This is a genomic window from Marichromatium sp. PS1, from assembly GCF_041155115.1.
GTDB classification, from domain to species: Bacteria; Pseudomonadota; Gammaproteobacteria; order Chromatiales; family Chromatiaceae; genus Marichromatium; species Marichromatium gracile.
The window spans coordinates 573,786-598,714 of record NZ_BAAFHB010000002.1; the positions used below are offsets into that span (position 1 = coordinate 573,786).

Genomic DNA, 24,929 nt, shown 5'->3' on the forward strand with positions numbered 1-24,929 from the left:
GTGCGTGATCAGATGCGCTGTGGCGCGCGTTCGAGTTCGGCGAGCTGACGCAGCGAGTGCCTGACCATCTTCAGCGGGATGCCGAAGAACCAGATCGAGGCGACCAGCACCATCACCGGGTCGGCGTAGCGGGCGAGGTGTGCCATCGGGGTCAGCTCGGTGAGCTTGGCGATGACGAAGCCGCACATCACCGCGCCGCTGATCACGGTGTCCATCAGCCACTGCTTCTCCTCGGCGTTGATCAGCCCGGAGCCGCCCTGCTTGCGGTGCTTGGTGATGTACCACCAGCTCAGGGTACAGCCGATCACGTTGATCAGGCCGAAGAGGATGGCGAGATCGCCGTCGGTGTCGCGACCACCGTCGAGGATGGCGCGCACTGCGAGCACCAGCGACAGGGTGCAGAGCAGGATGATGACTGCACCCTTGAACAGGATCACCCGATGCTCGATACGGGCCGCGGCCTGGGTGTTGAGCAGTCGTGACTGGCGATGGATGTAGTAGAGGGCGAGCAATGACACCAGGGTCATGAACAGGCCGATCAGGGAGTACAGGCCGTCGAAGATGACCACCATCGAGTTGATCCAGAGACCCCAGATCACTCCCATGATGGCAAAGGCGAGGGTAGACAACATCGAGAAGATCAGGATCTGACGTTCTCTCCGAGTCTGGGCGGACATGATGACCTCAACAGAAAGATGATGCGTGTTTGATAGGTGAAGCGCGCGCCGGTCTGGTCCGGGTGTGGAACCGTGCGGCACACGTCAGGGTGCGAGCCTGTGGGGCGAGCGATGCGCGGTGCTGTCTCCATGCAATGATCCGGTGGTGTTGACGGTGACGACCTCCAGCGCGATGGCGCTGGAGGCCGGTGAGGCGGCCCCGGCACCGGTTGTCCGGGGGCGCTGGATATGGTCGTCGAGCCGTATCGGCGCGCTCGGGCACGGCCCTTCCGGGCGCGCTCGACGGATGGGGGTGCTGGCGTCAGCGTTGCGGTGGCGCGGGTCGCGCACGGACGGTCGGCGATGATGATGCGGACGCGCACGGGCGACCGCTCACCCTGGGGCGGGAGACGGCATCGGTGTCAGGCACCGATGGTATCGGCGGTGTTCGGGGCGCCGATCACGGGCTGGTGTGCTGGGGGGAGCGCGTGAGAAGCACACCAGTGCTTCCCGGGGTGCGAGCCATCACCGCGTCGCGTGTCGCGCGGGCGGCTGACCGCATTGATCTGGGGCGATGTCTGTATGCTCTAGGCTGCTTGCGAGTTGGCGGGGTGGTGCGTGACCACGCCCTGACCTCCCCATCTGCGTAGCGTCGGCAGGATCATGAACGTGTATTCATTCAAACACTTGTTCAAGGGCTTTGCAAACGTCGCCCGGTGAGCGGCACGCATCATCGCGACGCCCGTCGCCATGTGGCGGTGGGCGTATCGGCTCAGCGATAGAGCGCGAGGGGGAAGTACTCGGTGATCAGGATCACCGGGTGGCGCTCGATGATGATGCGGTAGGTGCGGTAGACCGCGCTCGGCTCGGCGCCGTCCTGGACCAGACCGACGTCGAGTACCTCGCGATAGCTCTCCAGTCCACTGTCGCGGATCAGCACGCCGATACCGATCTCGCGATCGATCAGGCGCTGGCGGAAGTCGGCGGGGATCAGGTCGGTGCGGATCAGCGAGAAGGCCTCGGCGAAGCTGCGACCGCTGTCGTCGCCGCGCAGCCGCGCGTCGCGCAACAGGCAGCGATCGCCCTCGGCGACCTCGACCCAGGGGACCGTGGCGGCGGCGTGCTCGAAGCGTTGCTCGACGGTGTCGACCGTCACCGGTTCCCAGAAGTAGGCCTCGAGGATCTTGGTGACGGTACCGTCGGTAACCAGCAGGGCGCGCAGGAAGGGGGGCAGTGCGGCGAGCGCGAGGCTGGCGCCGTTCGGCGCGCGCAGCTGACCGTTGCGCAGGAAGCCGTCGCAGCGGAAGGTCGATTGTGCCGGGCCCTGGTCGGGGAGTCCGTAATAGCGGTGCATGGACGGGGCCTCAGCACGCGCGCCACGGGCGGGCGGTGAGGGGGAGGGGGGATGCGGACATGGATGCTTGCCTTGATCGGTTGGATGGTCTGTGGTCGCCGGCCACGGCGGTGGCGGAGAAAAATAGCAGAACTTGGCCGTGATGGGCTTGATGTTGAGTCATGCTTGACGCACTCTCAGAGCACGGCGTCCGGTCGCCTCTCTGGAATGGTGGGACCGGGGCCGGCACACTGGACCTTAAGGGTCAGAGACCACTTCGCCAACTCGGCCAGCCCCGGCCTCGGGACTGGCCGGTCCGCGCGCGGAGGTCAGTCCCGGGTAAATGTGTTATACCAACAAAGGCCTTGAGCCGATCAATGGAGACATTACCAATGACCAAGACCGTCAAGCTCGCTTCCCTGTCCCTCGCTGCTCTCCTTGGCGCATCGCTGCTCGGCGGTTGCGCGACCGACCAGACCGCTCGCGACATGGCGCAGCAGGCGCTCGACACCGCCAACAGCGCTCAGGCGTGCTGCAACGCCAACACCGAGCGCCTGGATCGCATGTATCAGAAGATCATGGGCAAGTAAGGCGCTTGATCTGAGTGCGTCCGGTGTCCCACGGCCCGTGGGACACCGGTGTTCTCGTCGATGGCGCGCTGCACCTCGCGCCAGTCGATCTCCACCCCCTCGGCCTCGGCGAGCGCAGTCGGGACCGCCTCGCGGGCCGTGACCCGCTTGCCCTCGCGATTGACGTGCACCTCCAGATAGAGATCGTCGCCGCGCCAGCCGAACTTGTAGGGCTGGTCGACGATGGTGACCTGGGTGCGCAGCTCGGTCAGCGAGAACAGCTCCTCGATCCCCTCCGGGTAGAGCCGGATACAGCCGGCGCTGACCTCCATCCCCAGCCCCCAGGGCTTGCTGGTGCCGTGGATCAGGTACTCCGGGTTGCTCAGCCGCATCGCGAACTGTCCCAGCGGGTTGTCCGGTCCGGGCGGCACCACCGCCGGCAGGATGTCGCCATAGGCGGCGTGGGCGGCGCGCACATTGGGGCCCGGAGTCCAGCTCGGGTCGCGCTTCTTCTCGATGATGGTGAAGCCGCCCAGCGGTGTGTCCATGCCCTCGCGACCGACGCTGATGGCGTAGGAGCGGACCTCTTCCGGGTCGTCCGGGGGATAGAAATAGAGCCGCTTCTCGGGGCGGTTGATGACGATGCCCTGGCGCGGCGCATCGGGCAGCACGTAGAAGGTCGGTACCATCACCTCGGTGCCCGCGCCCGGGACCCACATGTCGACCTCGGGGTTGGCGCTGCGCATGTCCTCGAAGCCCTGGTTGTTCTGGCGGGCGACATCGAGCAGGGTGTCGTCGGCGCGGGTGGTGAAATAGAACGGGAAGCCGATGACGCTGTCGCCCGGGTGTTCGAGCCGATAGGTCTCGGCGTGTCCGGCCCCGGCGATGGTCAGCGCCAGGGCGCCGGCGAGACTGGCCGCCAGTGTGCGACGAGCGTTGGTGAATCCCCGTTTCATCAAGACCTGTGTCTGCATCTGTATCCGCCCAAAGAAACCTCGATCGAGTGTTGAACGCCCGACTCGCTGGGGCCGGGGTGGCGCATCCTCTGCCAGTTCGCCTGCTCCCGCAAGCGGCATCCCGGCGCGACCGGCCCGGTCGCGGCGCTCGCCTGTTCATCAACATGGATCGTCCGGGGCGGGTTTTCGAGCATGCGTTGTCCGCCGCGCCCGTCGCCGGCCGATTGATCCCTCCGATCAGCCCGTTGCGCCCCGGGTTCCCCAGGGCGGTGGCGTCGGCGTGACTGCGGCGCAGGCACGGTTCGGGTTATGCTTCGATGATCGACCCGGCTCGATTGATTCGCAGTCGCAGCCGCCCCTCGTTATCGGTCCAGACCCATCAGCCATGTCGCATACCGCATCGCCCATCCCCCTGTCCGAACTCCAGCACGACACCCCGGCACGTATCGTCGATATCCAGGGTGGACGTCACCTGACCCGCCGTCTGCTCGCACTCGGGCTGCGCCAGGGCAGCCAGCTCAGCGTGGTACAGCGCCGCGGGCAGGGACTGGTGCTCGCCACCGGCGGTGGTCGGATCGCCATGGGCTTCGGGGTGGCCGAGAAGGTGCGGGTGTGTGTCGACCCCGAGGCCCGCAACGACAACGACCTCGACTGAGCGCGCGATCAACACCCCGCGAGCCCCAACACCAGGATCGAAGCGATGACGGCGACCCTTACCCCTCTCGATGATCAACGTCCGGCCCCGCTGACCCTTGCCCTGGCCGGCAACCCCAACTGCGGCAAGTCGGCGCTGTTCAATGCCCTGACCGGGATCCGCCAGACCACCGGCAACTGGCCCGGGGTGACGGTCGAGCGCAAGGAGGGTGCGCTCGAACTCGATGGTCGGCGGTTGCGGGTGATCGACCTGCCGGGGATCTATTCGCTCGATGCCAGCTCGCTCGACGAGCGGGTCACCCGCGACTATCTGCTCGCGCGCGAGGCCGGGCTGATCGTCAACGTGATCGATGCCGCCAACCTCGAGCGTCATCTCTATCTCACCGTACAGCTCCTGGAGATGGGCGTCGACCTGGTGGTCGCGCTCAACATGATGGACGTGGCGCGCAAGCGCGGGGTGGAGATCGATGTCGCCGCGCTCGCCGCCGCGCTCGGCTGTCCGGTGGTGCCGGTGGTGGCGGTCACCCGCGAGGGGCTCACCGAGCTGCAGGCGCGGGTGCTGGCGGTGGCCGAGGGGCGTGAACCGGGTGGACACGCACTCGCCCAGGGCGACTGCGTCGAGGAGGCGATCGAGCGTCTGGCGGCGACCTGTGACCCGGCGCAGCCGCGCGCCAACGCCCGCTGGCTCGCACTCAAGCTGCTCGAGTCCGACCCCGATGCCGAACATGCCGCCACGCCCGAGGCGCGCGCACTCGCTGCGCAGGCACGCGCCGAGATCGCCGAACGCGTCGGCGACGAGGCCGATCTGCACATCGCCGACACCCGCTTCGGCCATGCCCACGCCCTGGCGCAGCGGGTGTCGCGCGCGCGCGGCGCGGCGGCACGCAACCTCTCCGATCGCATCGACCGGGTGGTGCTCAGCCGCGCCTTCGGTATCCCTTTGTTCCTGTTGATGATCTATCTGATGTTCATGTTCACCATGAACGTCGGTGGTGCCTTCATCGACTTCTTCGATCTCGCCGGCGGTGCACTCTTCGTCGACGGTACCGCCGCGCTGCTCGGCGCGCTCGGCGCCCCGGGCTGGCTCGAACTGGTACTCGCCCAGGGCATCGGCGGCGGGTTGCAGGTGGTCGGCACCTTCATCCCCATCATCGCCAGTCTCTACATCGTGCTCTCGATCCTCGAGGACTCGGGCTACATGGCGCGCGCGGCCTTCGTCATGGATCGCTTCATGCGCTCGATCGGGCTGCCCGGCAAGGCCTTCGTACCGTTGATCGTCGGCTTCGGCTGCAACGTCCCGGCGGTGATGGCCACCCGCACCCTGGAGCACGAGCGCGAGCGCAAGCTCACCATCCTGATGAACCCCTTCATGTCGTGCGGTGCGCGGCTGCCGGTCTATGCGCTGTTCGCCGCCGCCTTCTTCCCGCACTCGGGGCAGAACCTGGTGTTCGCGCTCTATCTCGTCGGTATCGCCGCGGCGGTGCTCAGCGGGCTGGCGATGAAGCACAGCCTGCTGCGCGGCGAGAGTGCCGGGCTGCTGATGGAGCTGCCGCCCTACCACCTGCCGACCCTGCGTGGCGTGGCGCTGCGTACCTGGGACCGGGTGCGGCTGTTCCTGCGCGGGGCGGGCAAGGTGATCGTGCTGATGGTGCTGGCGCTCAACCTGCTCTCGAGCGTCGGCAGCGACGGCAGCCTCGGCAACGAGGACAGCGACCAGTCGGTGCTCGCCGCCGCCAGCCGCGCCGCCACCCCGTTGTTCGCGCCGCTGGGGATCGAGGAGGACAACTGGCCGGCGGTGCTCGGGGTGATCTCCGGGGTGCTCGCCAAGGAGGTGATCGTCGGCACCCTCGACTCGCTCTATGGCCGGCTCGCCGAGGAGGAGGGCGCCGCGGCGGCGGACGATGATACCTTCGCGCTCGGCGCCCGGCTCGGCGAGGCGGTGGCCAGCATCGGCGACAACCTCGGCGCGCTCGGTGCGCGGGTGCTCGACCCGCTCGGGCTCGACGTCGGCGAGCTGGCCGACAGCGCCGAGGCGGCCGCCGTTCAGGGGGTGCGGGATGCGACCTTCGGGGCCATGATCGAGCGCTTCGACGGCCAGGCCGGGGCCTTCGCCTATCTGCTGTTCGTGCTGCTCTACTTCCCCTGCGTCGCCACCATCGGCGCCATCGTGCGCGAGGCCGGGGCGCGCTGGGCAGTCTTCGTCGCCGCCTGGACCACCGGCGTCGCCTATCTGGTCGCGGTGATCTTCTATCAGGCCGCGACCTTCGCCCGCGATCCGCTCGGTGCCGGGCTGTGGATCGGCGGCGGTCTGACGGCGCTGGTGGCGGTGTTGCTGGGGCTGCGACGTTGGGCGGGGAGGCCGGAGATCAGTCGGCGAGCTGACGCGGCCGGGTGAGCGCGAGCAGATTGGCGCAGCCGGGTTCGAGCCGCGTCCAATCCGCCGGCATCTCCAGCCGGACGAGTGCCGCGGTGGGCAGCAGCTTGCCGTGTTCCGGCGGCTCGAGATCATCTCCGGCGAGATACTGGAGCAGCTGCTCGAGGCCGGGGTTGTGGCCGACCAGCAGCACCGTAGCGGCCGCTTGCGGACACTGTGCGAGGATCTCGAGCAGGGCGGGCAGGTCGGCCTCGTAGAGGCCCGGTTGCCAGAGGATGCGACGCTTGTCGAAGTCGAGCCGCTTGCAGACCATGATCGCGGTCTGGCGGGCGCGCTCGGCCGGCGAGCTGAGGACCTGATCGGGGACCAGTCCCTCGCGATAGAGCCAGGCGCCGATCCGCGGCGCGTCGCGTCGTCCGCGCTTGGCCAGGGGGCGGGCGAAGTCGGTGGCGGCGCCGGCGTCCCAGTCGGACTTGGCGTGACGCAGGATCAGCAATTCGCGCGGAGTACGGAAGGCGTCTTGATAGTTCAAGCCGGGGTCCAGGCCAGACTGCGGTGACTTGGGCGCACTTTTAACACAGTCGTCATCTCGACGACAGAGGGTGGGCGCAAGCGTCGACCGTTCAGCCCAGCTCGGCGAGCAGCTGCTCGATCATCCCCTGGGCCTGCTGGCGATAACCGCCGCCGAACAGGTTGAGGTGGTTGAGCACGTGATAGAGGTTGTAGAGGGTCTTGCGTACCGCATAGCCCGGCGCCAGCGGCCAGGCCTCGCGGTAGGCGGCGTGGAACGCCGGACCGAAGCCGCCGAACAGCTCGGTCATCGCCAGGTCGGTCTCGCGATCGCCGTGATAGACGGCGGGGTCGAAGATCACCGGGGCGCCGTCTGCGGTGGCGCCGATGTTGCCGCCCCAGAGGTCGCCGTGCAGCAGCGAGGGTGTCGGTGCGTGATCGAGCAGGGCGTCGACCCCGAGCAGCAGGCGCTCGCCGGCGCGCTGCAGGGCGCCGCCGTGCCCCTGGGCGGCGGCCAGCTCGAGCTGCGGGCGCAGCCGTCGCTCGCGCCAGAACTCGGCCCAGTCGGCGCAGGGTGCGTTGTGCTGCGGGGTCGAGCCGATGGTGTTGTCGCGATGCCAGCCGTGGCGCTCGGCGCTGGTGCGGTGCAGCGCCGCCAGCCCGTGGGCGGCGCGCACCGGGTCGAGCCGACCGTCGAGCGCGAGGTACTCCATCGCCAGGAAGCTGTGCCCCTCGGCCAGACCGCAGCAGATCGGTCGCGGCACGCGGATCGCCGCGGCTCCGGCCAGGGTCTCGAGCCCCTCGGCCTCGGCCTCGAACATCGTCAGTCGCTCCGGGCTGTTGAGCTTGACGAAATAACCGCGTGCGCCGGATTCGAGCACCAGCGCATGATTGATGCAGCCGCCGTGCAGGGTGCGCCGGCGCTCGGGGTGGAAGGGCTGGCCGCTGGCCGCGCCGATGCGCGCGGCCAGCGCCTGCTCCAGGCTCAGGCTCACTGCGTTCCTCGCGTGAGGATGCGTCGGTGCAGCGGGCTGGTGCGTGGGAAGTGGGCGCGCAGGAACTCCATCTGATCGGCGAGGACGTGACGGCCCATCAGATAGATGTACTCGGCATGATTGGGGGTGAAGGGCACCGCCAGCAGCTCCATGCCGGCGTCCTCGGGCGAGCGCCCGGCCTTGATGTTGTTGCAGCGCATGCAGGCGGTGACGACGTTGTTCCAGTGGTCCTCGCCGCCCTTGCTGGTCGGGCGCACATGGTCGCGCGAGAGATGGCGTGTCGAGAAGCGCTGGCCGCAGTAGAGACAGATGTGGTCGTCGCGCTGGAACAGGGTGCGATTGGAGAGCGGCGGCACATAGTCGTCCTTCTGCTTGACCATCGCCTGATGATTGCCGTAGGTGGCGATGATCGAGTGGATCACCAATTGACTGCGCAACCGGGTATGCGCATTGACCCCGCCGTAGAGCCGGAACAGGGTGTGGCCGCAGGCATAGGCGACCTGCCCGAGATAATAGAGCCGGGCGGCGACGCGATAGTCGATCCACTCGAGTGGCATGCCTGCCAGATCCGTTCGCAGTACCTGTTGATTCAATGACAACATAGCGGGAATGCGGCTCGGAATTTGCCTGCATGATACAGACTTGATCGTCCTGCGCAAGTCATTGCGCGCAGACCGTTATCCTTTCTGCAAGCAAGGTTTTACCTCTTCCTGGGTGGATTGCCGGCTGGATCCAGAAGACGAGCCGACAGACGGTCATCTTCAATGACCTCTGGATGACCGAATGGTTGCCGACGCCAAGCATCCGTTGATCCACGGCGGACGAATGATTCGGGCGCGCTCGAGCGTTGTGCGCACTCATTGAAACGTCTGTCGTGCTGGGGATGAATGGCGCCACCGAGGTTGCTCAATGAGTGTGTCATGGGATGCTCTCCGACCCATCGCGGCGGCTCACTAGCGCCGTCGGGAGAAGACTTCATTCACAGAGCGGCGGGCTGGTGTCGGTCTTGATGATATGGTTGGGTTCATTTCCGGTAAAATTCACGAATGATTTTTAACTCAATGATTTTTAAGACAGTTTTTTTGATGGTCAAAATCTGTTCAAAACCCTCGGGTCACCGTGGTGATGCTGTTTGATAGGCGCTCGTCGCCGTCTGTCCCCAGACTTATCCACAGGTGCCGGGGCTGCGGAGCGACGCGGATCGATGTGGGTGACGAGTCGGTCGACGAGGTCGTGTCGTGACCGAGGCGAGGATCGCACGGGTGGCGTTGCCCGGTCCGCTCGACGAACTGTTCGACTATCTGCCCGGCGCGATGGGGCAGCCCGAGCCGGGGACCCGGGTGCTGGTGCCCTTCGGTCGTTCACGTCGGGTCGGCATCCTGGTCGAGTACGCCGCCGAGTGTGGCTGTGACCCGAGTCGGCTCAAGTCCGTCGAGCGCGCGCTCGACCCGCGACCGCTGTTCGGGCCAGCCGATCTGACGCTGATCCGCTGGGCCGCCCGTTATTATCGTCACCCGCTCGGCGATGCCCTGTTCACCGCGCTGCCGGCGCGGTTGCGTGAGTCCGGTCCGCTGCTCGCGAGTGGTGTCGCCGGTATCCGTCTCACTGCCGCTGGTACGGCCCTGACACCCGCCGAGCTGGCACGGGCGCCGCGTCAGCAGGCGCTGCTCGCGCGTCTGCTCGAGTCACCCGAGGGCCTCGCGCAGCGCAACCTGGAGGAGGAACTCGGCGGCATCACCAGCGCGCTGCGCGCACTGCGCGCCAAGGGGTTGGTCGAGTCCTGTCGGCTGGAGCCGGGTGCGGTGGCGTCGGCGGACTCGTCTGCGGTGCTGGCGGCCCCCGAGCTCAACCCCGAACAGGCCGCGGCGCTGGCGGCGGTGAGCGAGGCGCTCGGCGGTTTCCGCCCCTTCCTGCTCGACGGCATCACCGGCAGCGGCAAGACCGAGGTCTATATCCGCGCCATCGCCGAGGTGGTGGCCGCCGGCGGTCAGGCGCTGGTGATGGTCCCCGAGATCGGACTCACGCCGCAGCTGCGCGAACGCTTCCGTACGCGTCTGCCGGGGCCCCTGGCGGTGCTGCACTCGGCGCTCGCCGCCGGCGAGCGCGAGCGCGCCTGGCACCAGGCGGCCAGCGGCGAGGCGCCGGTGGTGCTCGGTACCCGTTCGGCGGTGTTCGTGCCGCTGCCGCGGCTGGCGCTGATCGTGGTCGACGAGGAGCACGACCCCTCGCTCAAGCAGCAGGAGGGGTTTCGCTACTCGGCGCGCGACCTGGCGGTGCGCCGCGCCCAGCTCGTCGGCTGTCCGGTGGTGCTCGGCACCGCCACGCCGGCGCTCGAGACCCTGCACAACGTCATCGCCGGTCGCTACCATCGTCTGGCGCTGCCGCGCCGCGCCGGCGGTGCGCGACCGCCCACCATCAACCTGCTCGACATCCGCAACCAGCCCTTGCGCGCCGGGCTCTCGCCGGTGCTGCGCGAGCGCATGCACGCAGCCCTGGCGGCGGGCGGTCAGGTGTTGCTGCTGCTCAACCGCCGCGGCTATGCCCCGGTGCTGACCTGTCACAGCTGTGGTTGGGTCGGCGTCTGCCCGGATTGCGACGCGCGCATGACCCTGCATCTGGGCGAGCGGCGGCTGTGGTGTCATCACTGTGGTCGGATCGAATCGGTACCGCGTGACTGTCCGCAGTGCGGGGGGCCGGATCTGCGCATGCTCGGGCGCGGCACCGAGCGGCTCGAGGAGGGGCTGACCGAGCTCTTCCCCGGCGTGCGGATCGCGCGCATCGACCGCGACAGCACCAGACGCAAGGGCGAGCTGACGCGGTTGCTCGCCGCGGTGCATCGCGGCGAGGTGCAGATCCTGCTCGGCACCCAGATGCTGGCCAAGGGGCACGACTTCCCCGGGGTGACCCTGGCCGGGGTGATCGATCTCGACCACGCCCTCTATGCCAGCGATTTTCGTGCCCCGGAGCGCACCGCCCAGCTGATCGTCCAGGTCGCCGGTCGCGCCGGGCGGGCCGAGCGCGCCGGCGAGGTGGTGCTGCAGACCCGCCACCCCGAGCACCCGCTGCTGCAGTCGCTGCTGCGCGAGGGCTATGGCGGCTTCGCCCGCGCCGCGCTCGCCGAACGCGAGGCGGCGCAGTTGCCGCCCTTCACCTATCTGGCGCTGTTGCGCGCCGAGGCCCCGGAGCAGGAGGCCGCGCTCGCCTTCCTCGCCGCGGCGCGCGCACACGCCGAGCCCTTGTGCTCGTCCGAGGTGGAGCTGCTCGGTCCGGTGCCGGCGCCATTGTCGCGTCGCGCCGGACGCCATCGCGCCCAGCTGCTGGTCCAGTGCGCGCAGCGTCCGGCGCTGCAACACTTCCTCGCCCACTGGACCCCGACGCTGCGTGCCCTGCGTCGCGTCAAGGGGGTGCGCTGGTCGCTCGACGTCGACCCGCAGGAGATGGTCTAGGAGGCGGCTGTCAGGTCTCAAGGGTTCTTGAACCGCCAAGACACAAAGATCGCTAAGGAAGGGGACGAACAGTCGGCTTGTCAGTTCTTGTGGAGACGGTCGTTTGTCTCCGATCGCGGTGGTTGCAGGCGCCGACTGCAGGCTGCCCGATTCAAGCTAATCGCTTCCTTTGTGCTCTTTGTGTCTTTGCGGTTCGGATCCGTGATCCAGCTGGTCGCTGGATCGCGGCGGCTCAGGGCAGGGTGGGGCGGTTCATGCATTCGAGCACCGGGCCGTTGGCGCCGTGGCGGATACGGGTGATCCCGGCGTAGTCGGTCTTGGTGCGATACCAGTCGTGCGGACCGAGTCCGAGTACCTCGCCGAGGATGGCGCGGGTGGTCCCCGAATGGCAGACGATCAGCAGGTGCTCGCCGGGGTGGCGTTCGAGCCGGGCACGATAGGCGCTGACGACCCGGTCGAGGAAGGCCTCCAGGGGTTCGGCGCCTTCTGGGCGGCAGCCGACCGGGTCGTTGCGGTAGGCGCGATGACGCTCGGGCTCGCTGACGGCGATCTCGTGATGGGCGCGTCCTTCCCATGCACCCATGCCGACCTCGGCAAACTCGGGGACGATCTCCAGCGGCAGGCGATGATGCTCGGCGAGTTCGCGGGCGAAGGCCTGACAACGTTGCAGCGGCGAGCTCAGGACCCGCGTCCAGGGCGCGGCGTCGCCGACGGCGTGGCGCATCTGCTGCCAGCCGGTCTCGGACAGGGGGTCGTCGACGCCACAGCCACGGTAGCGCCGTCCGCCCACGGGCTCGCCGTGGCGGATCAGGTCGATGAGAGTTGCGGACACGCTTGGGGATTCCTCGGGAACGGACGGGCGCGCCGCTGGTGAACGGGCGCGCGGGAAAAGCCCTCAATTCTAGCTCGACTCCATGGCGATGGCATCAGGGGCGAAGGCTGGCAGCTCGTCACCTAACAGCGCTCAGCCGATTGAGCCGTCAAGCGCGAGAAGATGAGGAAAGGCTTCCAGCCTTCAGCCTTCAGCCGCCAGCCGCCAGCGGGCGTTTTTCCTCACCGTCGCCGCGAACACCAGGCGTCATCGACGTAGGATGGGCAAAGCGCAGCGTGCCCATCGTGGGATTGGCGACCAGCGCCTAGCCTTCAGTCGCCAGCCTTCAGTCGCCAGCCTTCAGTCGCCAGCCGCCAGCTGCCAGCCTCCAGCGAGGGGGGCAGGGTTGTCTCGTTGCGTCGCGGTTGACCGCACACCGACACCGGAGGCTGTTTGCTGGAGGTTGGTCGCTTTCTTCGCGTCCTTTGTCTCTTTGCGGTTCCATCTTCATTGAGCCGCAAGGCGCCAAGAGCGCGAAGATGAAGAAAGGCTTCCAGCTGCCAGCCTCCAGCGAGGGGGGCAGGGTTGTCTCGTTGCGTCGCGGTTGACCGTACGCCGACACCGGAGGCTGTTTGCTGGAGGCTGGTCGCTTTCTTCGCGTCCTTCGGGTCTTTGCGGTTCAATCTCCTGGCCGCTGGCCGCTGGCCGCTGGCCGCTGGCCGCTGGCCGCTGGCGACTGGCGCCCCTTTGCGGTTCAATCGTCGCTGACCACCGACTCTCAATCCAGCAAGGGATCACGCCATGTCTGTCAAACGCTATGCCGGTATCCACAATGAACTCCAGGGCGGGATGACGCCGACGGCCAACATCATCCGCGACGCCTGGGTGTTCGGCCTGATCCCCGAGGAGGAGACCTGCGAGGGCTGGACGGTTCAGGGGATCGATGACCTCTATGACAAGGTCAGCGCGGCCTGGGCGCCTTATGGGCATCTGGTCTCCAACCTGCCCGCGGAGCTGCGCGAGCGTCATGCCCGGATCTACGAGGTCGCGGTGAGCCGGGCGCGTGCCGCCGGCTGGGACCCGGACCAGCTCGAGGAGGATTGAGACATGGACAGTTCCGGGCCTGGTTTCGTCTTTTATCGGCCCGGGACCGTGATCGCGCGTGAATCGACGACCCTGCCCGCGCCGCTGCACAACGCCCTGCAGCTGCGCCGCATGCACAGCGGTATGGATCGGGTGCTGCTGCCGATCCGCTCCATGCAATATCTCGTCCTGATCGAGCGTGCCGAGATCGCCTTCGTCGACGTCCAGAGCCGCTACGACGAGGGTGGCGGGACTGGTGGTCGTCCCATCCGGGTCGCCTGGCGGCCGCTGGCCGGCCGATGCTCGCTCACCGACCCCGTTGGCTATGAAATTATCTATTATTGCAGGGACATGGCGCAGACCCAGCACCGTCTGATCGCGGAGCTGGGAAAGCTGCTCCTGGCCGGGGGGACCGGCAGAGGTCACGCGACCCGCTGTCCCGTGCTGCCCTTCCCCGGTGCATGAGGTGGGTGCCACGCCAGACCCGTCACGCCAATCAAGAGTCTCGCAAAGGGACCCGTTCGAATCGTCTCGTTGTCCAGTTCGTGGGGCTGTGCGCCGTCGTCGGCGCGCATCGGGTCAAGGGTATGGCGATCGCACAGTGCCGCTCGGGCGCCGGTGGTGCGTCCGCAATCATGACGAGAGGCCCTTATGTCCAAGCTACCCAGGTGGCGAGAGGAGTGGTCGTTGAACATCGACGTCATCGATCAGGAGCATCGTGCGCTGATCGAGCGCCTCGCCGACCTCTGCCTGAGGTTCTGTCCCGAGGCCACGCCGACACGCAGCGGCGAGGCCCATGCCCTGATCGAGGCGCTCGCCGAGCTCGGCGAGCAGGCGCGCGCCCACTTCCAGCACGAGGAGCGGTTCATGCGGGCGATCGGCTTCGATGAGCTGCCCGAGCACCAGCGCGAGCACGCCCTGATGATGGCCGAATACACGGCGCTGTTGCGTGAATGGCGTGCCGAGGGGGTGACGGTGTTCTCCCCGGTGATTCAGGAGACGGTGCGTGAGTGGTTGCTGGCGCACATCCTCGGCGCCGATCGCGAGTTCGCCCGTGCCTATTTTCAACTCTGCGGCGGTGACGACCCGGTCGCCCCCAGGCCGTCGCGGAATCTCCAGCTGGGGTGAGCGCGCGGTACGGATGACGGACCGGGTCAGGACGACCCGAACAGGTCCTTGAGCGCCTGGATCGTGGTCTGACGCCCGAGTTCGCCGATCGCGGTGGTCAGCGGGATCGCCTTGGGGCAGACCCGTACGCAGTTCTGGGCGTTGCCGCAGTCGCTCAGCCCGCCCTCGGCCATGATCGCGTGCAGCCGCTCGGTCTTGTCATGACGCCCGGTGGGATGGGCGTTCATCAGTCGCACCTGCGCCAGCGGCGCCGGGCCGACGAAGTCCGCGCCGGCGCCGAACTGCGGACAGGCGGCCATGCAGCAGCCGCAACTCATGCAGCGGCTGTAGAGATAGTCGGCGGCCCATTGTTGCGGGGCGATGCGCGGCGGCGGTTCGTGGGTGTCCCAGGCGCCGTCGATCTCGATCCAGGCGTGGACCTTGCGTAGCCCGGCGTCGATGGCGCTGCGATCGACGAGCAGGTCGCGTACCACCGGGAACTTGGGCAACGGTTCGAGCACGATCGGCTGTTCGAGCTGGTCGATCAGCGCCGAGCAGGCCGGACGCGGAACCCCGTTGATCAGCATCGCGCAGGAGCCGCACACCTCCTCCATGCAGTTGTGATCCCAGCACACCGGATCGACCCGCCGCCCGTCGTGGGTGAGCGGGTGCTCGCGCAGTGCCATCAGCACCGAGACCACGTTGTGATCGGGCGCATGAGGCAGCACGAAGGTCTCCCAATAGGGCGGCGTGTCGGGGCCGTCCTGACGACGGATACGCAGCTCGATGGTGGAGGGTGTTTCGCGCATGACGGGGACTCTCACTCTCAGCGGTAGTCGCGCGGCTCGCTCGGCGGGCAGACGCTGAGGTCGACCGCCTGGTAGTGGATGCGCGGGCGCGGCGCGGCGTACTCGGCCAGGGTCGTCTTGAGCCAGCGCGTGTTGTTCTCGCGCCAGCGGGCGCGATAGTCCTCGAACTCGGGGTCGCCCGGGAAGCTGCCCTCGGGGATGGGGAGTTCGAAATCCGGTTTGTGATGGGCGCCGCGACACTCGTCGCGGGCCAGGGCGCTGGCCGTCACCGCCTTGGCGAGCACGATCATGTCGGCGAGCTGGCGGGTGAAGATCAGGGTCTGGTTGGCCCAGCGGTTGGCCTCGCCGAGACCGATCCGCGCCAGTCGCGCCTCGAGCCGGTCGAGTTCGTCGAGGGCCTGCTCCAGCCCGGCGTTGTCGCGCACCACCCCGACCCGTTCGGTCATCAACGCCCCCAGCGCCTGGTGCAGGGTGTAGGGGTTTTCCTCGCCGTCGGCGCCCAGCAGGCGCTGGTTGATCGTCTCCTGGCGGCGCCGCTCGGCTTCGATCACCGTCTCGGCCAGCGCCGGTCGCGCCGGGTCGAGCCCTCGCAGATAGTTGGCCGCCGCCTCGCCCGCGACCCGCCCGGAGAAGCTCGCCGAGAGCAGCGAGTTGGCGCCGAGCCGGTTGGCGCCGTGATAGGCGTAGTCGCACTCGCCGCAGGCATAGAGCCCGGGGATACTGGTGGCATGGTTGCGTGCGCTGCCCGGGCGCATGCCGCCGTCGGCATCGCGCTCGAAGTCGACCCACAGCCCGCCCATACCGTAGTGGGCGGCGGGGAAGATCTCCATCGGGGTGTCGAGCGGGTCGCTGCCGGCGAACTTGCGATAGATCTCGAGGATGGCGCCGAGGCGGGTGGCGACGAAGCGCCGATCGAGATGGGTGAGGTCGAGATAGACCCGGTCGCCGCCGCCGATGCCCAGCCCGAGTTCGCGGGTGACGCGCCAGATCGCGCGTGAGGCCTCGTCGCGCGCCACGGTGTTGCCGTAGGCGGGGAAGAACTCCTCGAGGAAGTAGAAGCGTTCGCGCTCGGGGATGCGGGTCGGGTCACGGCGGTCGCCCGGGGTACGCGGCACCCACACCCGACCGCCCTCGCCGCGGGCCGCCTCGCTCATCAGCCGGGTCTTGTCGTGCCCGAGCATCGCCGTCGGGTGGAACTGGAAGAACTCGCCGTTGGCGAACCAGGCGCCCTGCTGATAGACGCGGCTGGCGGCGGCGCCGGTGGAGTTGGTCGAGGTGGTGGTCTTGGGCGCGTAGAGCTGGCCGAAGCCGCCGCTGGCGAGCACCACGGTCTCGGCGGGGAAGGCGCGCACCTCGAGGCTGCGCAGGTCCATCGCGAGGATGCCGCGACAGCGCCCGTCGGCGTCGATGAGCAGTGACAGGAACTCCCACCACTCGAACTTCTCCACCCGTCCCAGACTCTCGAGCCGGCGCACCTGCTGGTCGACGCCGTAGAGCAGTTGCTGGCCGGTACTGGCGCCGGCGAAGCAGGTACGCCGATGCTTGACGCCGCCGAACAGACGCAGGTCGAGCCCGCCCTCGGGGGTGCGCGAAAAGGTCACGCCCATGCGCGCGAAGGTGCCGATCAGCCCCGGGGCCTGCTCGCACAGACTCTTGATCGGCGGCTGATTGGCGAGGTACTCGCCGCCCTTGATGGTGTCGAGGATGTGCTGCTCGATCGAGTCGCGCTCGCCCTTGGTGTCGAGCACCGCGTTGATCCCGCCCTGGGCGCACACCGAGTGGCTGCGCTTGACCTCGAACAGCGAGAACAGCCGTACCGGGAACCCGGCCTCGGCCAGACGCAGGCTCGCCCACAGCCCGCCGAGCCCGCCGCCGACGACGATCGCCCCCGGTGCGCTCATGACAGGAACCCCAGCATGCCGTGCACCCCGAGCGCGGCGAGCAGCACCCCGAACCCGGCGCAGGCCCAGGCGAAGCGCCGTTGCGCCGCCGCCGAGGTGGTCAGTCCCCAGACGATGGCCATGGTCGACAGGCCGTTGGCGAGGTGGAACACCGAGGCGAGCAGCCCGACGAGATAGAGGACGAAGAACCCGGGGTTGGAGAGCAGGGTCTGCATATGGCCATAGAGATCGTCGCGGATCGCCGGCGTCCACAGCCCCTGGATGCGGGTCATGCCGACATGGAGGAGGAGGAAGAGGAGGATCACCACCCCGGAGAGACGCTGCAGCCAATAGGCCCAGTTGCGCGCATAGCGGTAGCGGATGGGCTCGGCGCGCATCTCGCGGGTGATCGCCAGCCCGATCACCGCGTGCAGCAGCAGCGGCAGCGCGATCACCAGGAGTTCGATCGGCACCAGATAGTTCAACCCCTGGAGCGCCTCGACCACCTCGCGGTTGTAGTGCTCGGCGCCGAAGCGCGACTGCGAGTTCTCCCACAGATGGAAGATCAGGAAGGCGCCCACCGGGAGCAGCCCCAGCAGCGAGTGCAGCCGGCGCAGCACGAAATGGCGGTTTCCGATGGAGGCGGTCATCGTGCGGCCCGTGGTTGGCATCCGAGTCCAGAAGATAACGCGATGGGCCGGTTGCGGGGTTGATCAGGCTCAGTCGCGGTGCGCGCGACCCGGGGCGGGTCCGCGCGGCGACACTCAGCCCTGTTTGTCGTCGTCGTTGCGGTCGTCGCGGTTGCGGCTGCGGTACTGGGTATAGACCAGCCAGCCGACCAGACCGAGGAACAGTGTCAGTTCGAGCGCGGCGAGCGAGCTGCCTTCCATCGTTGATCTCCTTGAGCGCAGTGGGGGGCGACCCCCGTTTGTGTTGGTTGGCCTCAGATGGCGACGCCGGGCGCGAATGGCAACGCCCGGGGTGCTCTTGCCCTTGGGTTGCACGGATCTGTTACAGTTCCGTACCCATTCTTGTCGTGCTGTACCATGTCCCGTCGTCGCGTATCCAGGTCCCGCTCCCGTACCCGCTCATCCACGCCTTGGTCCTCGATCCTCGCCCGGTTCAGACGCCTCAGTGGCCGGGCGCGGACGCTGTTGCTCGCCACGGCTCTGGTGTTCGCCGTCTCGCTGCTGCCCCAGTCCTGGGTCGAGCGGTTGCCCGAACATGCCCGCGAGGCGGTGGCGATCACCGTCGACATCCGCGAGCTCGCCGTCGGCCTGGTCGCTGACGCCGGCAGCTGGGCCGGTGGGCTGGTGGCGGTGGTCGCCGGCTCGACCGCCGATCAGCTGCTCGCTCTCGTCGACCGTCTACCGGTAGAGCCGCCGGCCTGGTGGCCGGAGTCGGCGGCGGTGCCCGCGCCGCCGGCGCTCGACAGCCTGCCGCGGGTCGCCGGCAGCTTCTCGACCGCCAAGCGCTGGCTCTATGAGGACATCTATGCCGATCATCGCGAGACCTTCTACTGCGGCTGTCGCTATGACACCGAGGCCCAGGTCGAGCTCGGCAGTTGCGGGCTCGATGCCCTGGCCAGCAGTCGCCGGGCACGTCGGGTCGAGGCCGAGCACGTCTTCCCGGCGGCGCAGTTCGGCAACTTCCGCCAGTGCTGGCGCGAGCCCGAGCGCTTCGCCGAGTGTCGTACCAGCAGTGGCCGCCAGCTCTCCGGGCGGGCCTGCTGCGAGCGCATCGATCCGGTGTTCGAGGCCGCGCACAATGATCTCTACAACCTCTACCCGGCGGTGGGGCAGATCAACGGCGAGCGTTCGGACTTCAACTGGGGGATGGTCAGTGGCGGGGAGCGTTACGGCGCCTGCGAGATCCGCATCGACGCCGAGCACCGCCGGGTGGAGCCGCCGACGCGGGTGCGCGGCGATATCGCGCGTACCATGTTCTACATGCGCGATACCTACGGGTTGCGGCTGAGTCGTCAGGACGAGCAGCTCTATACCGCCTGGAACAACGCCGACCCGCCGGATGCCTGGGAGCGCGAGCGCTCGCGCCGGATCGCGCGCATCCAGGGGCGCGAGAACCCCTATATCACCAGCTATCGGCGGCTCTGACTCAGGCGCGCTCGACGCGATCGCGCCCGTTGCGCTTGGCGCGGTAGAGCGCCTCGTCGGCGCGCGCGAGGATACCGTCGGGGCCGTCGTCGTCGTGGCGGATCTGGGTGCAGCCGATGCTCACCCGCACGGTGATGAGCGCCTCCTTGTGCTCCACCCGCAGTGCGGCGACGTGACGTCTGAGCCGCTCGGCGAAATGACAGGCCGCGGTGAGATCACTGCCCGGCACCAGCACGGCGAATTCCTCGCCGCCGAGCCGCCCCGCGCAGTCGGTGCTGCGCAGCTCGGCGCGCAGCACCTCGGTGAAGGCGCGCAGCACCGCATCGCCGCCGCCGTGTCCGTGGTGGTCATTGATCCGCTTGAAGTGATCGAGATCGAGCATCAGGACCGCCGCCGGGGTTTCGTGACGGCGGATACGATCGAGTTCGCGCTGCAGTTCGGCGAAGAAACGCCGACGGTTGGGCAGGCCGGTGAGGTCGTCGGTCTCGGCGAGTTCGCGCAGTCGTTGCTCGAGACGCTTGCGCTCGGTCAGGTCGGTATTGGCGCCGGCGACCCGGATCGGGTGTTCGTCGGCATCGCGCTGGATGAAACCGCGCGAGAGCACGGGGACATAGTGACCGTCGCGGTGCAGCAGCCGGAACTCGACCGAGTAGGCGTTGGTGGTGCCGTTGAAGGCCTGATCGAAGACCTGCTGGACCCGTGCCTGGTCCTCGGGGTGGATCAGCAGCTGCCACAGATAGCGGTTGGTCTCCAGCGCCCCCTCGTCATAGCCGAGCATCTCCCACCAACGCGTCGAGTAGGACACCCGGTCGCTGCTCAGATCCCAGTCCCACCAGCCGTCCTCGGTACCGCGCAGCACCAGTGACAGACGCTCCTCGCTGATGCGTAGCGCCTCGCTGGCGCGGGTGCGCTCGATGGCGATGCTGGCGAGATTGGTGGCCAGCTCGATGCGTTCCAGATCCTCTCTGTCGGGCCCCTGAGGGTGGTCGTGATAGATGGCGAAGGTGCCGAGGATATGTCCGTCCGAGGCGCGGATCGGCTCCGACCAGCAGGCGGCGACCCCCGCCTGTCGCGCCAGCGCACGAAATGGCCGCCAGTAGGGGTGGGTGGCGATGTCCTCGACCACTACCCGCTCGCCGGTCGCCGCGGCGCTGCCGCAGGAGCCGATGCCTGGGCCGATCGCGAGCCCGTCGATCGCCCGGTTGTAATCGGGTGGCAGGCTCGGTGCCGCGGCGGTATAGAGACGTTTGCTGTCACGGTCGAGTTCGAGGATGCTGCAGCGCCCGGAACTCTCCTGTTCGAAGCCCTCGACGATGACCTCGAGCACCGCCCTGAGCGGGGCGCCGGCGACGAGTTGCTCGAGCACCCGGTTGCGCAGCCGCTCGCGCTGCTCGAGGCGGCGCTGTTCGGTGGTGTCGCGCCCGACCGACTGGATCTCGATCAGCTGTCCGCCGGCGTCGAAGATGGCCTGGTCGACCCACTGCACCCAGCGCCGCTCGCCGTCGGCGCGCACCACCCAGTGCTCGCTGATCATCGCCGGATTGTCGGCGTTGCAGCGGCTCATCATCGAGTCGACGAGGGCGTGTTCCTCCTGCGGCACCAGGGTCATGAAGCTTCTGCCGATCAACTCGGCACGGCTGTATCCGAAGAAGGTGCAGTAGGCCTCGTTGGCGAAGGTGATGGTGTTGTCCGGGAGGAAGCGACAGACCAGGTCGCTCTGTAATCCGACGATGGCGCGATAACGGGTCTCGCTCAACCGGAGGCGTTGCTCGCGGGTCTTGAGGTCGGTGATCTCGGTGATGATGAGATCCCAGTCCTCGCCGTTGGCGCCGGGGTGGGCGTTGAGCCGGATCCAGCGCAGCGCGCCGGCGCTGTCGCGGATACGACAATCCTGCTGCCAGGGCTGGCGCCCACCGCCCGCTCCGTCGAGCCGCTGCAGCAGGGCGGCGCGATCCTCGGTGATGACCGCCTCGATCCAGCGCGCGTCGCCATCCCGGCTCGGGGCGCTGGTGTCCGGTGGCGAGAGCCGGCAGAGCGTCCAGCGTCCGTCGGCGTCGACCGAGAGCCTCAGCCAGGCGCCGGCCGGCTGCATGCACTGCGCCTCGAGACTGTTGCTGCTGTCCGTGGCGGCAGGGCCGTGGTTGGTGCTGTCTGGTTCGCTGCTGTGGCCTGGGCGACGAGGCATGATGATCGCCTGGCGAGGGAGCGCACCGCGCGTTCGTCGTGTCCTCCGGATGACGGCGGGCGGTGCGTCTCGCGCATGACTGGAGGGCTTGGGTGGATGCTCTCAGGTTAGCCGGTCGCGAGGGCGATTCAAGCGACGCTGGTCGCCTCGGCGAAGCAGCGTTCGACCAGCGTCTCGATCTCGTCGGTCTGGCGCTCGAGGTCGGCGACCAGGGCGAACTGGACGCGCGCCTTGCGCAGGTTGTCGCCATGACGGCGCACGCGGAAGTAGCGGTCGCCCTGGAGGTGGTCGGTGAGGAAGCGTATCCCCAGCTCGAAGGGGACCAGCCGTAGCGCCTGCGGGATCAGTGCGCGCTCCTCGGCATCGAGCAGTCCGTCGGTCGCGGCGGCATAGCCGCCGAGGATGGCGGCGGCGAGGGCGAGGTCGAAGCGGGCGCTCGCGCCGCCCTCACCGGCGCGGTTGCAGCACGAGCGCAGACAGTCGCCGAGGTCGTGGTGGATCAGCCCGGGCTGGACGGTATCGAGGTCGATCAGCGCCACCACCCGGGTCGCATCGGTCGAGAACAGCAGGTTGTCGAGCTTGGGGTCGCCGTGGACGACGTGCTCGCCGATCCGCCCCTCGGCGCGGGCGGTGGCGAGCGTCGCGGCGAGCGGGGCGCGCTGCGCGACGAAGTCGAGCGACTCGGCGAGCGTCGGATCGTGTCGCGCCGTCGGGGTGTCGAGTCGTCGTAACCCGGCGAGGTAGGCCGGGGTGTCGTGGAAGCCGGGCAGGGCGGTCTGCAGCGGCAGTGGGGCGTGCCGGGCGAGGGTGCGATGGAAGCGCCCGAGCGCCTCGCCCACCGCCCTGGCCTGGGCGGGATGATCGAGTCGGGCAAGACTGCGGCTGGGGGCGATGAAGCGGGTCAGTCGCCAGCACGCGCCGCTGTCGTCGTGGAGGGCGAAGCCGCCGTCACGAGTTGGCAGGGGGGCCGGGATGTCGAGCCCGGGGGCGTCCCAGACCGCGGCGAGCGCGGCCTGGTTGGCGATCACCCGCGCCGGGTCGGGAAAGACCCGGGCATTGATCCGTTGCAGCACGTAACGCCGCTCATCGAGCCGCACCGCGAAGCTGTCGTTGATCAGACCGCCGCCGAGCGGGGTGATCGCGGCGCGGTCGGGATCGCCGGCGAGGGCGAAACCGGCGAGCAGCGCGTGCAGCCGCACCGGTTCAGTCGGCACGACGCACCTCGAGCACATCGGGGAGCTGGCGCAGCCTGACCAGCACCCGGCCGAGCTGCTCCTGGTCGCGGACCTCGATGGTGAAGCGCATCGAGGCGGTGTCGGTGGTGCGCTCGGAGTGGGTCTCGACACCGAGCACGTCGAGGTCGTCGTCGACGAACACCGAGGAGACGTCGCGCAACAGCCCCTTGCGATCGGCGGCGATCACCAGCAGGTCGACCGGGTAGCTGGCCTCGACCGGGGCATCGGCCCAGCGCACCGAGATCAGCCGTTCGGCCTCGTCCGGGGGCAGATGGCGGACGTTGCTGCAGTCGCGCCGGTGGATGGTGACGCCGCGACCGCGGGTGACGAAACCGATGATCGGGTCGTGCGGGACCGGTTTGCAGCACTGCGCCATCTGCGTCATCAGGTCATCGACGCCCTCGACCACCACCGCGCTGCTCGGCTCGCTGCGCTGGCGCTGGGGGTGATGACGCGGCTTGTGTTCGGACTCCTTGCTGTGCTCGGCGCGTGGCTCGCCGACCTGGCGCGCGACCTGGCCGACCGGCACGTCGCCGCGCCCGATGGCGGCCAGCAGATCCTCGCCGCGCTTGAAGTTGAAGCGCTCGGCGAGCGCCTCGAGCTGGGGCTTCTCGACGATCCCCAGACGGGCGATCTCGCGCTCGAGCAGGCCCCGGCCCTCGTGGGCGTGCTGCTCCAGGTCCTGTTGCTTAAACCACTGGCGCACCCGGTTGCGCGCGCGCGCCGTGGTCAGGTAGCCGTGGTGGGGGCTGAGCCAGTCGCGGCTGGGGGTGGCGTTCTTCTGGGTGAGGATCTCGACGGTGTCGCCGCTCTCGAGCCGCTGGTGCAGCGGCACGATGCGACCGTTGACGCGCGCCCCCCGGCAACGGTTGCCGACCTCGGAGTGGATGGCGTAGGCGAAGTCGAGCGGGGTCGCTCCCTTGGGCAGCTCGATGACCTTGGCGTGCGGGGTGAGCACATAGATGTGCACCGGCTCGAACTCCTGGCGGAAGTGTTCGAGCACCTCGCCGGGGTCCTCCAGCTCGCCCTTGAGTTCGAGCCAGTTGCGCATCCATACCAGGCGACGCTGGAAGGCCGCGTCGTGGCCCTTGGCCTCCTTGTAGGCCCAGTGCGCGGCGACGCCGAACTCGGCGTGGCGATGCATCTCATAGGTGCGGATCTGCACCTCCAGCGACTTGTCGCCGGGGCCGATCACCGCGGTGTGCAACGACTGATACATGTTGCCCTTGGGGGTGGCGATGTAGTCGTCGAACTCCTTGGGGATGTGGCGCCAGAGCCCGTGGACGATACCGAGCGCGGCATAGCAGTCGGCGACGGTCTCGACCATGATGCGCACCGCGCGCAGGTCGAAGATCTCCTCGATGTCGACGCCCTTGCGGCGCATCTTCTTCCAGATGCTGTAGATGTGCTTGGGCCGGCCGGTGATCTCGGCGCTGATGCCACTGTTGGCGAACTTCTCGCTGAGGACCTCCATCACCGAGGCGATGTAGTGCTCGCGCTCCTCGCGCCGCTCGGCCAGCAGCCGGGCGATGCGCTTGTACTCCTCGGGCTGGAGATAGCGCAGGCTGAGGTCCTCGAGCTCCCACTTGAGCTGCCACACCCCGAGGCGGTTGGCCAGCGGTGCATAGACGCGCTCGGTGTCGCGCGCAATGCGGGTGCGACGGCGGATCTCGAGGTCCTTGATCGCGCGCATCAGATGCACCCGCTCGGCGAGCACCACCAGCACCACGCGCACGTCCTCGGCGATGCCGAGCAGCAGGCGGCGCAGGTTCTCCTCGTGCTGCGACTGGTCCTTGGCGGCGATGATGGCATCGACATTGGCCAGCTGCCCGATCCGCGACAGGTCGTCGACCATGCGCGCGACATTGGCGCCGAAGCGTTGCTCGATGTCGGCGAGGCTGGTGGCCTGCGCCTCCAGGCTGCCGTTGAGCAGCGCCGCCACCAGGGTCTCGTCGTCCATCTCCAGGCCGACCAGGATGTCGGCGGTGGAGAGCAGGTGACGCACCCGGGTCTCGCCGGTCTCGATGCGCTGATCGCCGTGGATGCGGGTGAGCATCGCGCAGGCGCCGGCGACGGCCTCGAGGCCGGCGGGCTGATAGCGCCCCTCGAGGCTCTCGAGCCAGTGGCGGATCGCGTGTTCGTCGTCGCCGCGGTCGGCGGGCAGGTTGTAGGTGGGTCTGACCATCGTCTTCGGTTGTCGTCTTCCGTCGTC

The 24,929-nt window shown here is 68.4% G+C and carries 22 protein-coding genes; 8 read left to right on the forward strand and 14 right to left on the reverse strand.

Annotation, left to right across the window (positions count from 1 at the left end):
• Positions 1 to 8 precede the first annotated feature (8 nt).
• Both ACAM26_RS03840 and ACAM26_RS03845 read right to left on the reverse strand, forming a co-directional pair.
• Positions 9 to 677 carry a cation transporter gene (locus tag ACAM26_RS03840; RefSeq protein WP_123139207.1) on the reverse strand — a complete coding sequence of 223 codons (669 nt, stop codon included), beginning with the start codon at positions 675 to 677 and terminating at the stop codon, positions 9 to 11.
• A gap of 751 nt (positions 678 to 1,428) precedes the next feature.
• Positions 1,429 to 2,010, reverse strand: coding sequence for a chorismate pyruvate-lyase family protein (locus ACAM26_RS03845; protein WP_123139208.1), 582 nt, complete (start codon positions 2,008 to 2,010; stop codon positions 1,429 to 1,431).
• Between the two features lie 371 nt (positions 2,011 to 2,381).
• Here ACAM26_RS03845 and ACAM26_RS03850 point away from each other — a divergent pair, with 371 nt between their 5' ends.
• Positions 2,382 to 2,579, forward strand: coding sequence for an alanine-zipper protein (locus ACAM26_RS03850; protein WP_005221977.1), 198 nt, complete (start codon positions 2,382 to 2,384; stop codon positions 2,577 to 2,579).
• On the opposite strand, the gene ACAM26_RS03855 is transcribed toward ACAM26_RS03850, so the two are convergent.
• Positions 2,558 to 3,532: a L,D-transpeptidase family protein gene (locus tag ACAM26_RS03855; protein WP_123139209.1), complete on the reverse strand. Its 975-nt coding sequence runs from the start codon at positions 3,530 to 3,532 to the stop codon at positions 2,558 to 2,560. The two genes, ACAM26_RS03850 and ACAM26_RS03855, sit on opposite strands and share 22 nt — an antisense overlap.
• A 367-nt stretch (positions 3,533 to 3,899) precedes the next feature.
• On the opposite strand from ACAM26_RS03855, the gene ACAM26_RS03860 reads away from it, so the two are divergent.
• Both ACAM26_RS03860 and feoB read left to right on the forward strand, forming a co-directional pair.
• On the forward strand, positions 3,900 to 4,169 hold the full coding sequence (locus ACAM26_RS03860) for a ferrous iron transport protein A (protein WP_369613143.1): 270 nt from the start codon (positions 3,900 to 3,902) through the stop codon (positions 4,167 to 4,169).
• Between the two features lie 45 nt (positions 4,170 to 4,214).
• Entirely contained in the window at positions 4,215 to 6,563 is a 2,349-nt protein-coding gene (gene feoB / locus ACAM26_RS03865) for a Fe(2+) transporter permease subunit FeoB (RefSeq protein ID WP_369613144.1), read from the forward strand.
• Here feoB and ACAM26_RS03870 read toward each other — a convergent pair.
• From ACAM26_RS03870 to ACAM26_RS03880, 3 genes are all read right to left on the reverse strand, one after another.
• Positions 6,535 to 7,074: a histidine phosphatase family protein gene (locus tag ACAM26_RS03870; protein ID WP_123139212.1), complete on the reverse strand. Its 540-nt coding sequence runs from the start codon at positions 7,072 to 7,074 to the stop codon at positions 6,535 to 6,537. The two genes, feoB and ACAM26_RS03870, sit on opposite strands and share 29 nt — an antisense overlap.
• 91 nt (positions 7,075 to 7,165) lie before the next feature.
• Complete coding sequence (locus ACAM26_RS03875) at positions 7,166 to 8,047, reverse strand: fructosamine kinase family protein (protein WP_123139213.1); 882 nt, start codon at positions 8,045 to 8,047, stop codon at positions 7,166 to 7,168.
• Positions 8,044 to 8,649 (reverse strand): HNH endonuclease, encoded by a 606-nt coding sequence (locus tag ACAM26_RS03880; protein ID WP_123139214.1) that lies wholly within the window; start codon positions 8,647 to 8,649, stop codon positions 8,044 to 8,046. The genes ACAM26_RS03875 and ACAM26_RS03880 overlap by 4 nt, the downstream gene beginning before the upstream one ends.
• Before the next feature lie 636 nt (positions 8,650 to 9,285).
• On the opposite strand from ACAM26_RS03880, the gene ACAM26_RS03885 reads away from it, so the two are divergent.
• Positions 9,286 to 11,493: a primosomal protein N' gene (locus ACAM26_RS03885; protein WP_369613145.1), complete on the forward strand. Its 2,208-nt coding sequence runs from the start codon at positions 9,286 to 9,288 to the stop codon at positions 11,491 to 11,493.
• A 232-nt stretch (positions 11,494 to 11,725) separates the two neighbouring features.
• Here ACAM26_RS03885 and ACAM26_RS03890 read toward each other — a convergent pair whose 3' ends face one another.
• Positions 11,726 to 12,325 carry a histidine phosphatase family protein gene (locus tag ACAM26_RS03890; protein WP_123142298.1) on the reverse strand — a complete coding sequence of 200 codons (600 nt, stop codon included), beginning with the start codon at positions 12,323 to 12,325 and terminating at the stop codon, positions 11,726 to 11,728.
• A 780-nt stretch (positions 12,326 to 13,105) separates the two neighbouring features.
• On the opposite strand from ACAM26_RS03890, the gene ACAM26_RS03895 reads away from it, so the two are divergent.
• The 3 genes from ACAM26_RS03895 (at position 13,106) to ACAM26_RS03905 (ending at position 14,515) form a co-directional block, all read left to right on the forward strand.
• Positions 13,106 to 13,408 carry a hypothetical protein gene (locus ACAM26_RS03895; protein WP_123139217.1) on the forward strand — a complete coding sequence of 101 codons (303 nt, stop codon included), beginning with the start codon at positions 13,106 to 13,108 and terminating at the stop codon, positions 13,406 to 13,408.
• Between the two features lie 3 nt (positions 13,409 to 13,411).
• Positions 13,412 to 13,852 (forward strand): hypothetical protein, encoded by a 441-nt coding sequence (locus tag ACAM26_RS03900; protein ID WP_123139218.1) that lies wholly within the window; start codon positions 13,412 to 13,414, stop codon positions 13,850 to 13,852.
• 186 nt (positions 13,853 to 14,038) lie between these two features.
• A complete protein-coding gene (locus ACAM26_RS03905; protein WP_123139219.1) occupies positions 14,039 to 14,515 on the forward strand; it encodes a bacteriohemerythrin in 477 nt (158 codons plus the stop codon).
• A gap of 26 nt (positions 14,516 to 14,541) precedes the next feature.
• Here ACAM26_RS03905 and sdhB read toward each other — a convergent pair whose 3' ends face one another.
• The 4 genes from sdhB to ACAM26_RS03925 form a co-directional block, all read right to left on the reverse strand.
• Positions 14,542 to 15,303, reverse strand: coding sequence for a succinate dehydrogenase iron-sulfur subunit (sdhB, locus tag ACAM26_RS03910; RefSeq protein ID WP_123139220.1), 762 nt, complete (start codon positions 15,301 to 15,303; stop codon positions 14,542 to 14,544).
• Between the two features lie 17 nt (positions 15,304 to 15,320).
• Positions 15,321 to 17,204 (reverse strand): succinate dehydrogenase (quinone) flavoprotein subunit, encoded by a 1,884-nt coding sequence (gene sdhA, locus ACAM26_RS03915; protein WP_369613146.1) that lies wholly within the window; start codon positions 17,202 to 17,204, stop codon positions 15,321 to 15,323.
• A complete protein-coding gene (locus tag ACAM26_RS03920) occupies positions 17,201 to 17,833 on the reverse strand; it encodes a succinate dehydrogenase (RefSeq protein WP_369613147.1) in 633 nt (210 codons plus the stop codon). The genes sdhA and ACAM26_RS03920 overlap by 4 nt, the downstream gene beginning before the upstream one ends.
• 114 nt (positions 17,834 to 17,947) lie before the next feature.
• Positions 17,948 to 18,073, reverse strand: a complete 126-nt coding sequence (locus tag ACAM26_RS03925; protein WP_255419372.1) for a hypothetical protein — start codon at positions 18,071 to 18,073, stop codon at positions 17,948 to 17,950.
• Positions 18,074 to 18,337: 264 nt separating this feature from the next.
• On the opposite strand from ACAM26_RS03925, the gene ACAM26_RS03930 reads away from it, so the two are divergent.
• The gene (locus ACAM26_RS03930; protein WP_369613148.1) at positions 18,338 to 19,297 is read left to right on the forward strand and encodes an endonuclease; all 960 of its coding nucleotides are present in this window, start codon (positions 18,338 to 18,340) and stop codon (positions 19,295 to 19,297) included.
• A gap of 1 nt (position 19,298) precedes the next feature.
• On the opposite strand, the gene ACAM26_RS03935 is transcribed toward ACAM26_RS03930, so the two are convergent.
• From ACAM26_RS03935 to ACAM26_RS03945, 3 genes are all read right to left on the reverse strand, one after another.
• Positions 19,299 to 21,482 carry a diguanylate cyclase gene (locus ACAM26_RS03935; RefSeq protein ID WP_123139223.1) on the reverse strand — a complete coding sequence of 728 codons (2,184 nt, stop codon included), beginning with the start codon at positions 21,480 to 21,482 and terminating at the stop codon, positions 19,299 to 19,301.
• Positions 21,483 to 21,610: 128 nt separating this feature from the next.
• Positions 21,611 to 22,696, reverse strand: a complete 1,086-nt coding sequence (locus ACAM26_RS03940) for a phosphotransferase enzyme family protein (RefSeq protein WP_369613149.1) — start codon at positions 22,694 to 22,696, stop codon at positions 21,611 to 21,613.
• Complete coding sequence (locus ACAM26_RS03945; RefSeq protein ID WP_369613150.1) at positions 22,686 to 24,902, reverse strand: bifunctional (p)ppGpp synthetase/guanosine-3',5'-bis(diphosphate) 3'-pyrophosphohydrolase; 2,217 nt, start codon at positions 24,900 to 24,902, stop codon at positions 22,686 to 22,688. The genes ACAM26_RS03940 and ACAM26_RS03945 overlap by 11 nt, the downstream gene beginning before the upstream one ends.
• Positions 24,903 to 24,929: the final 27 nt, after the last annotated feature.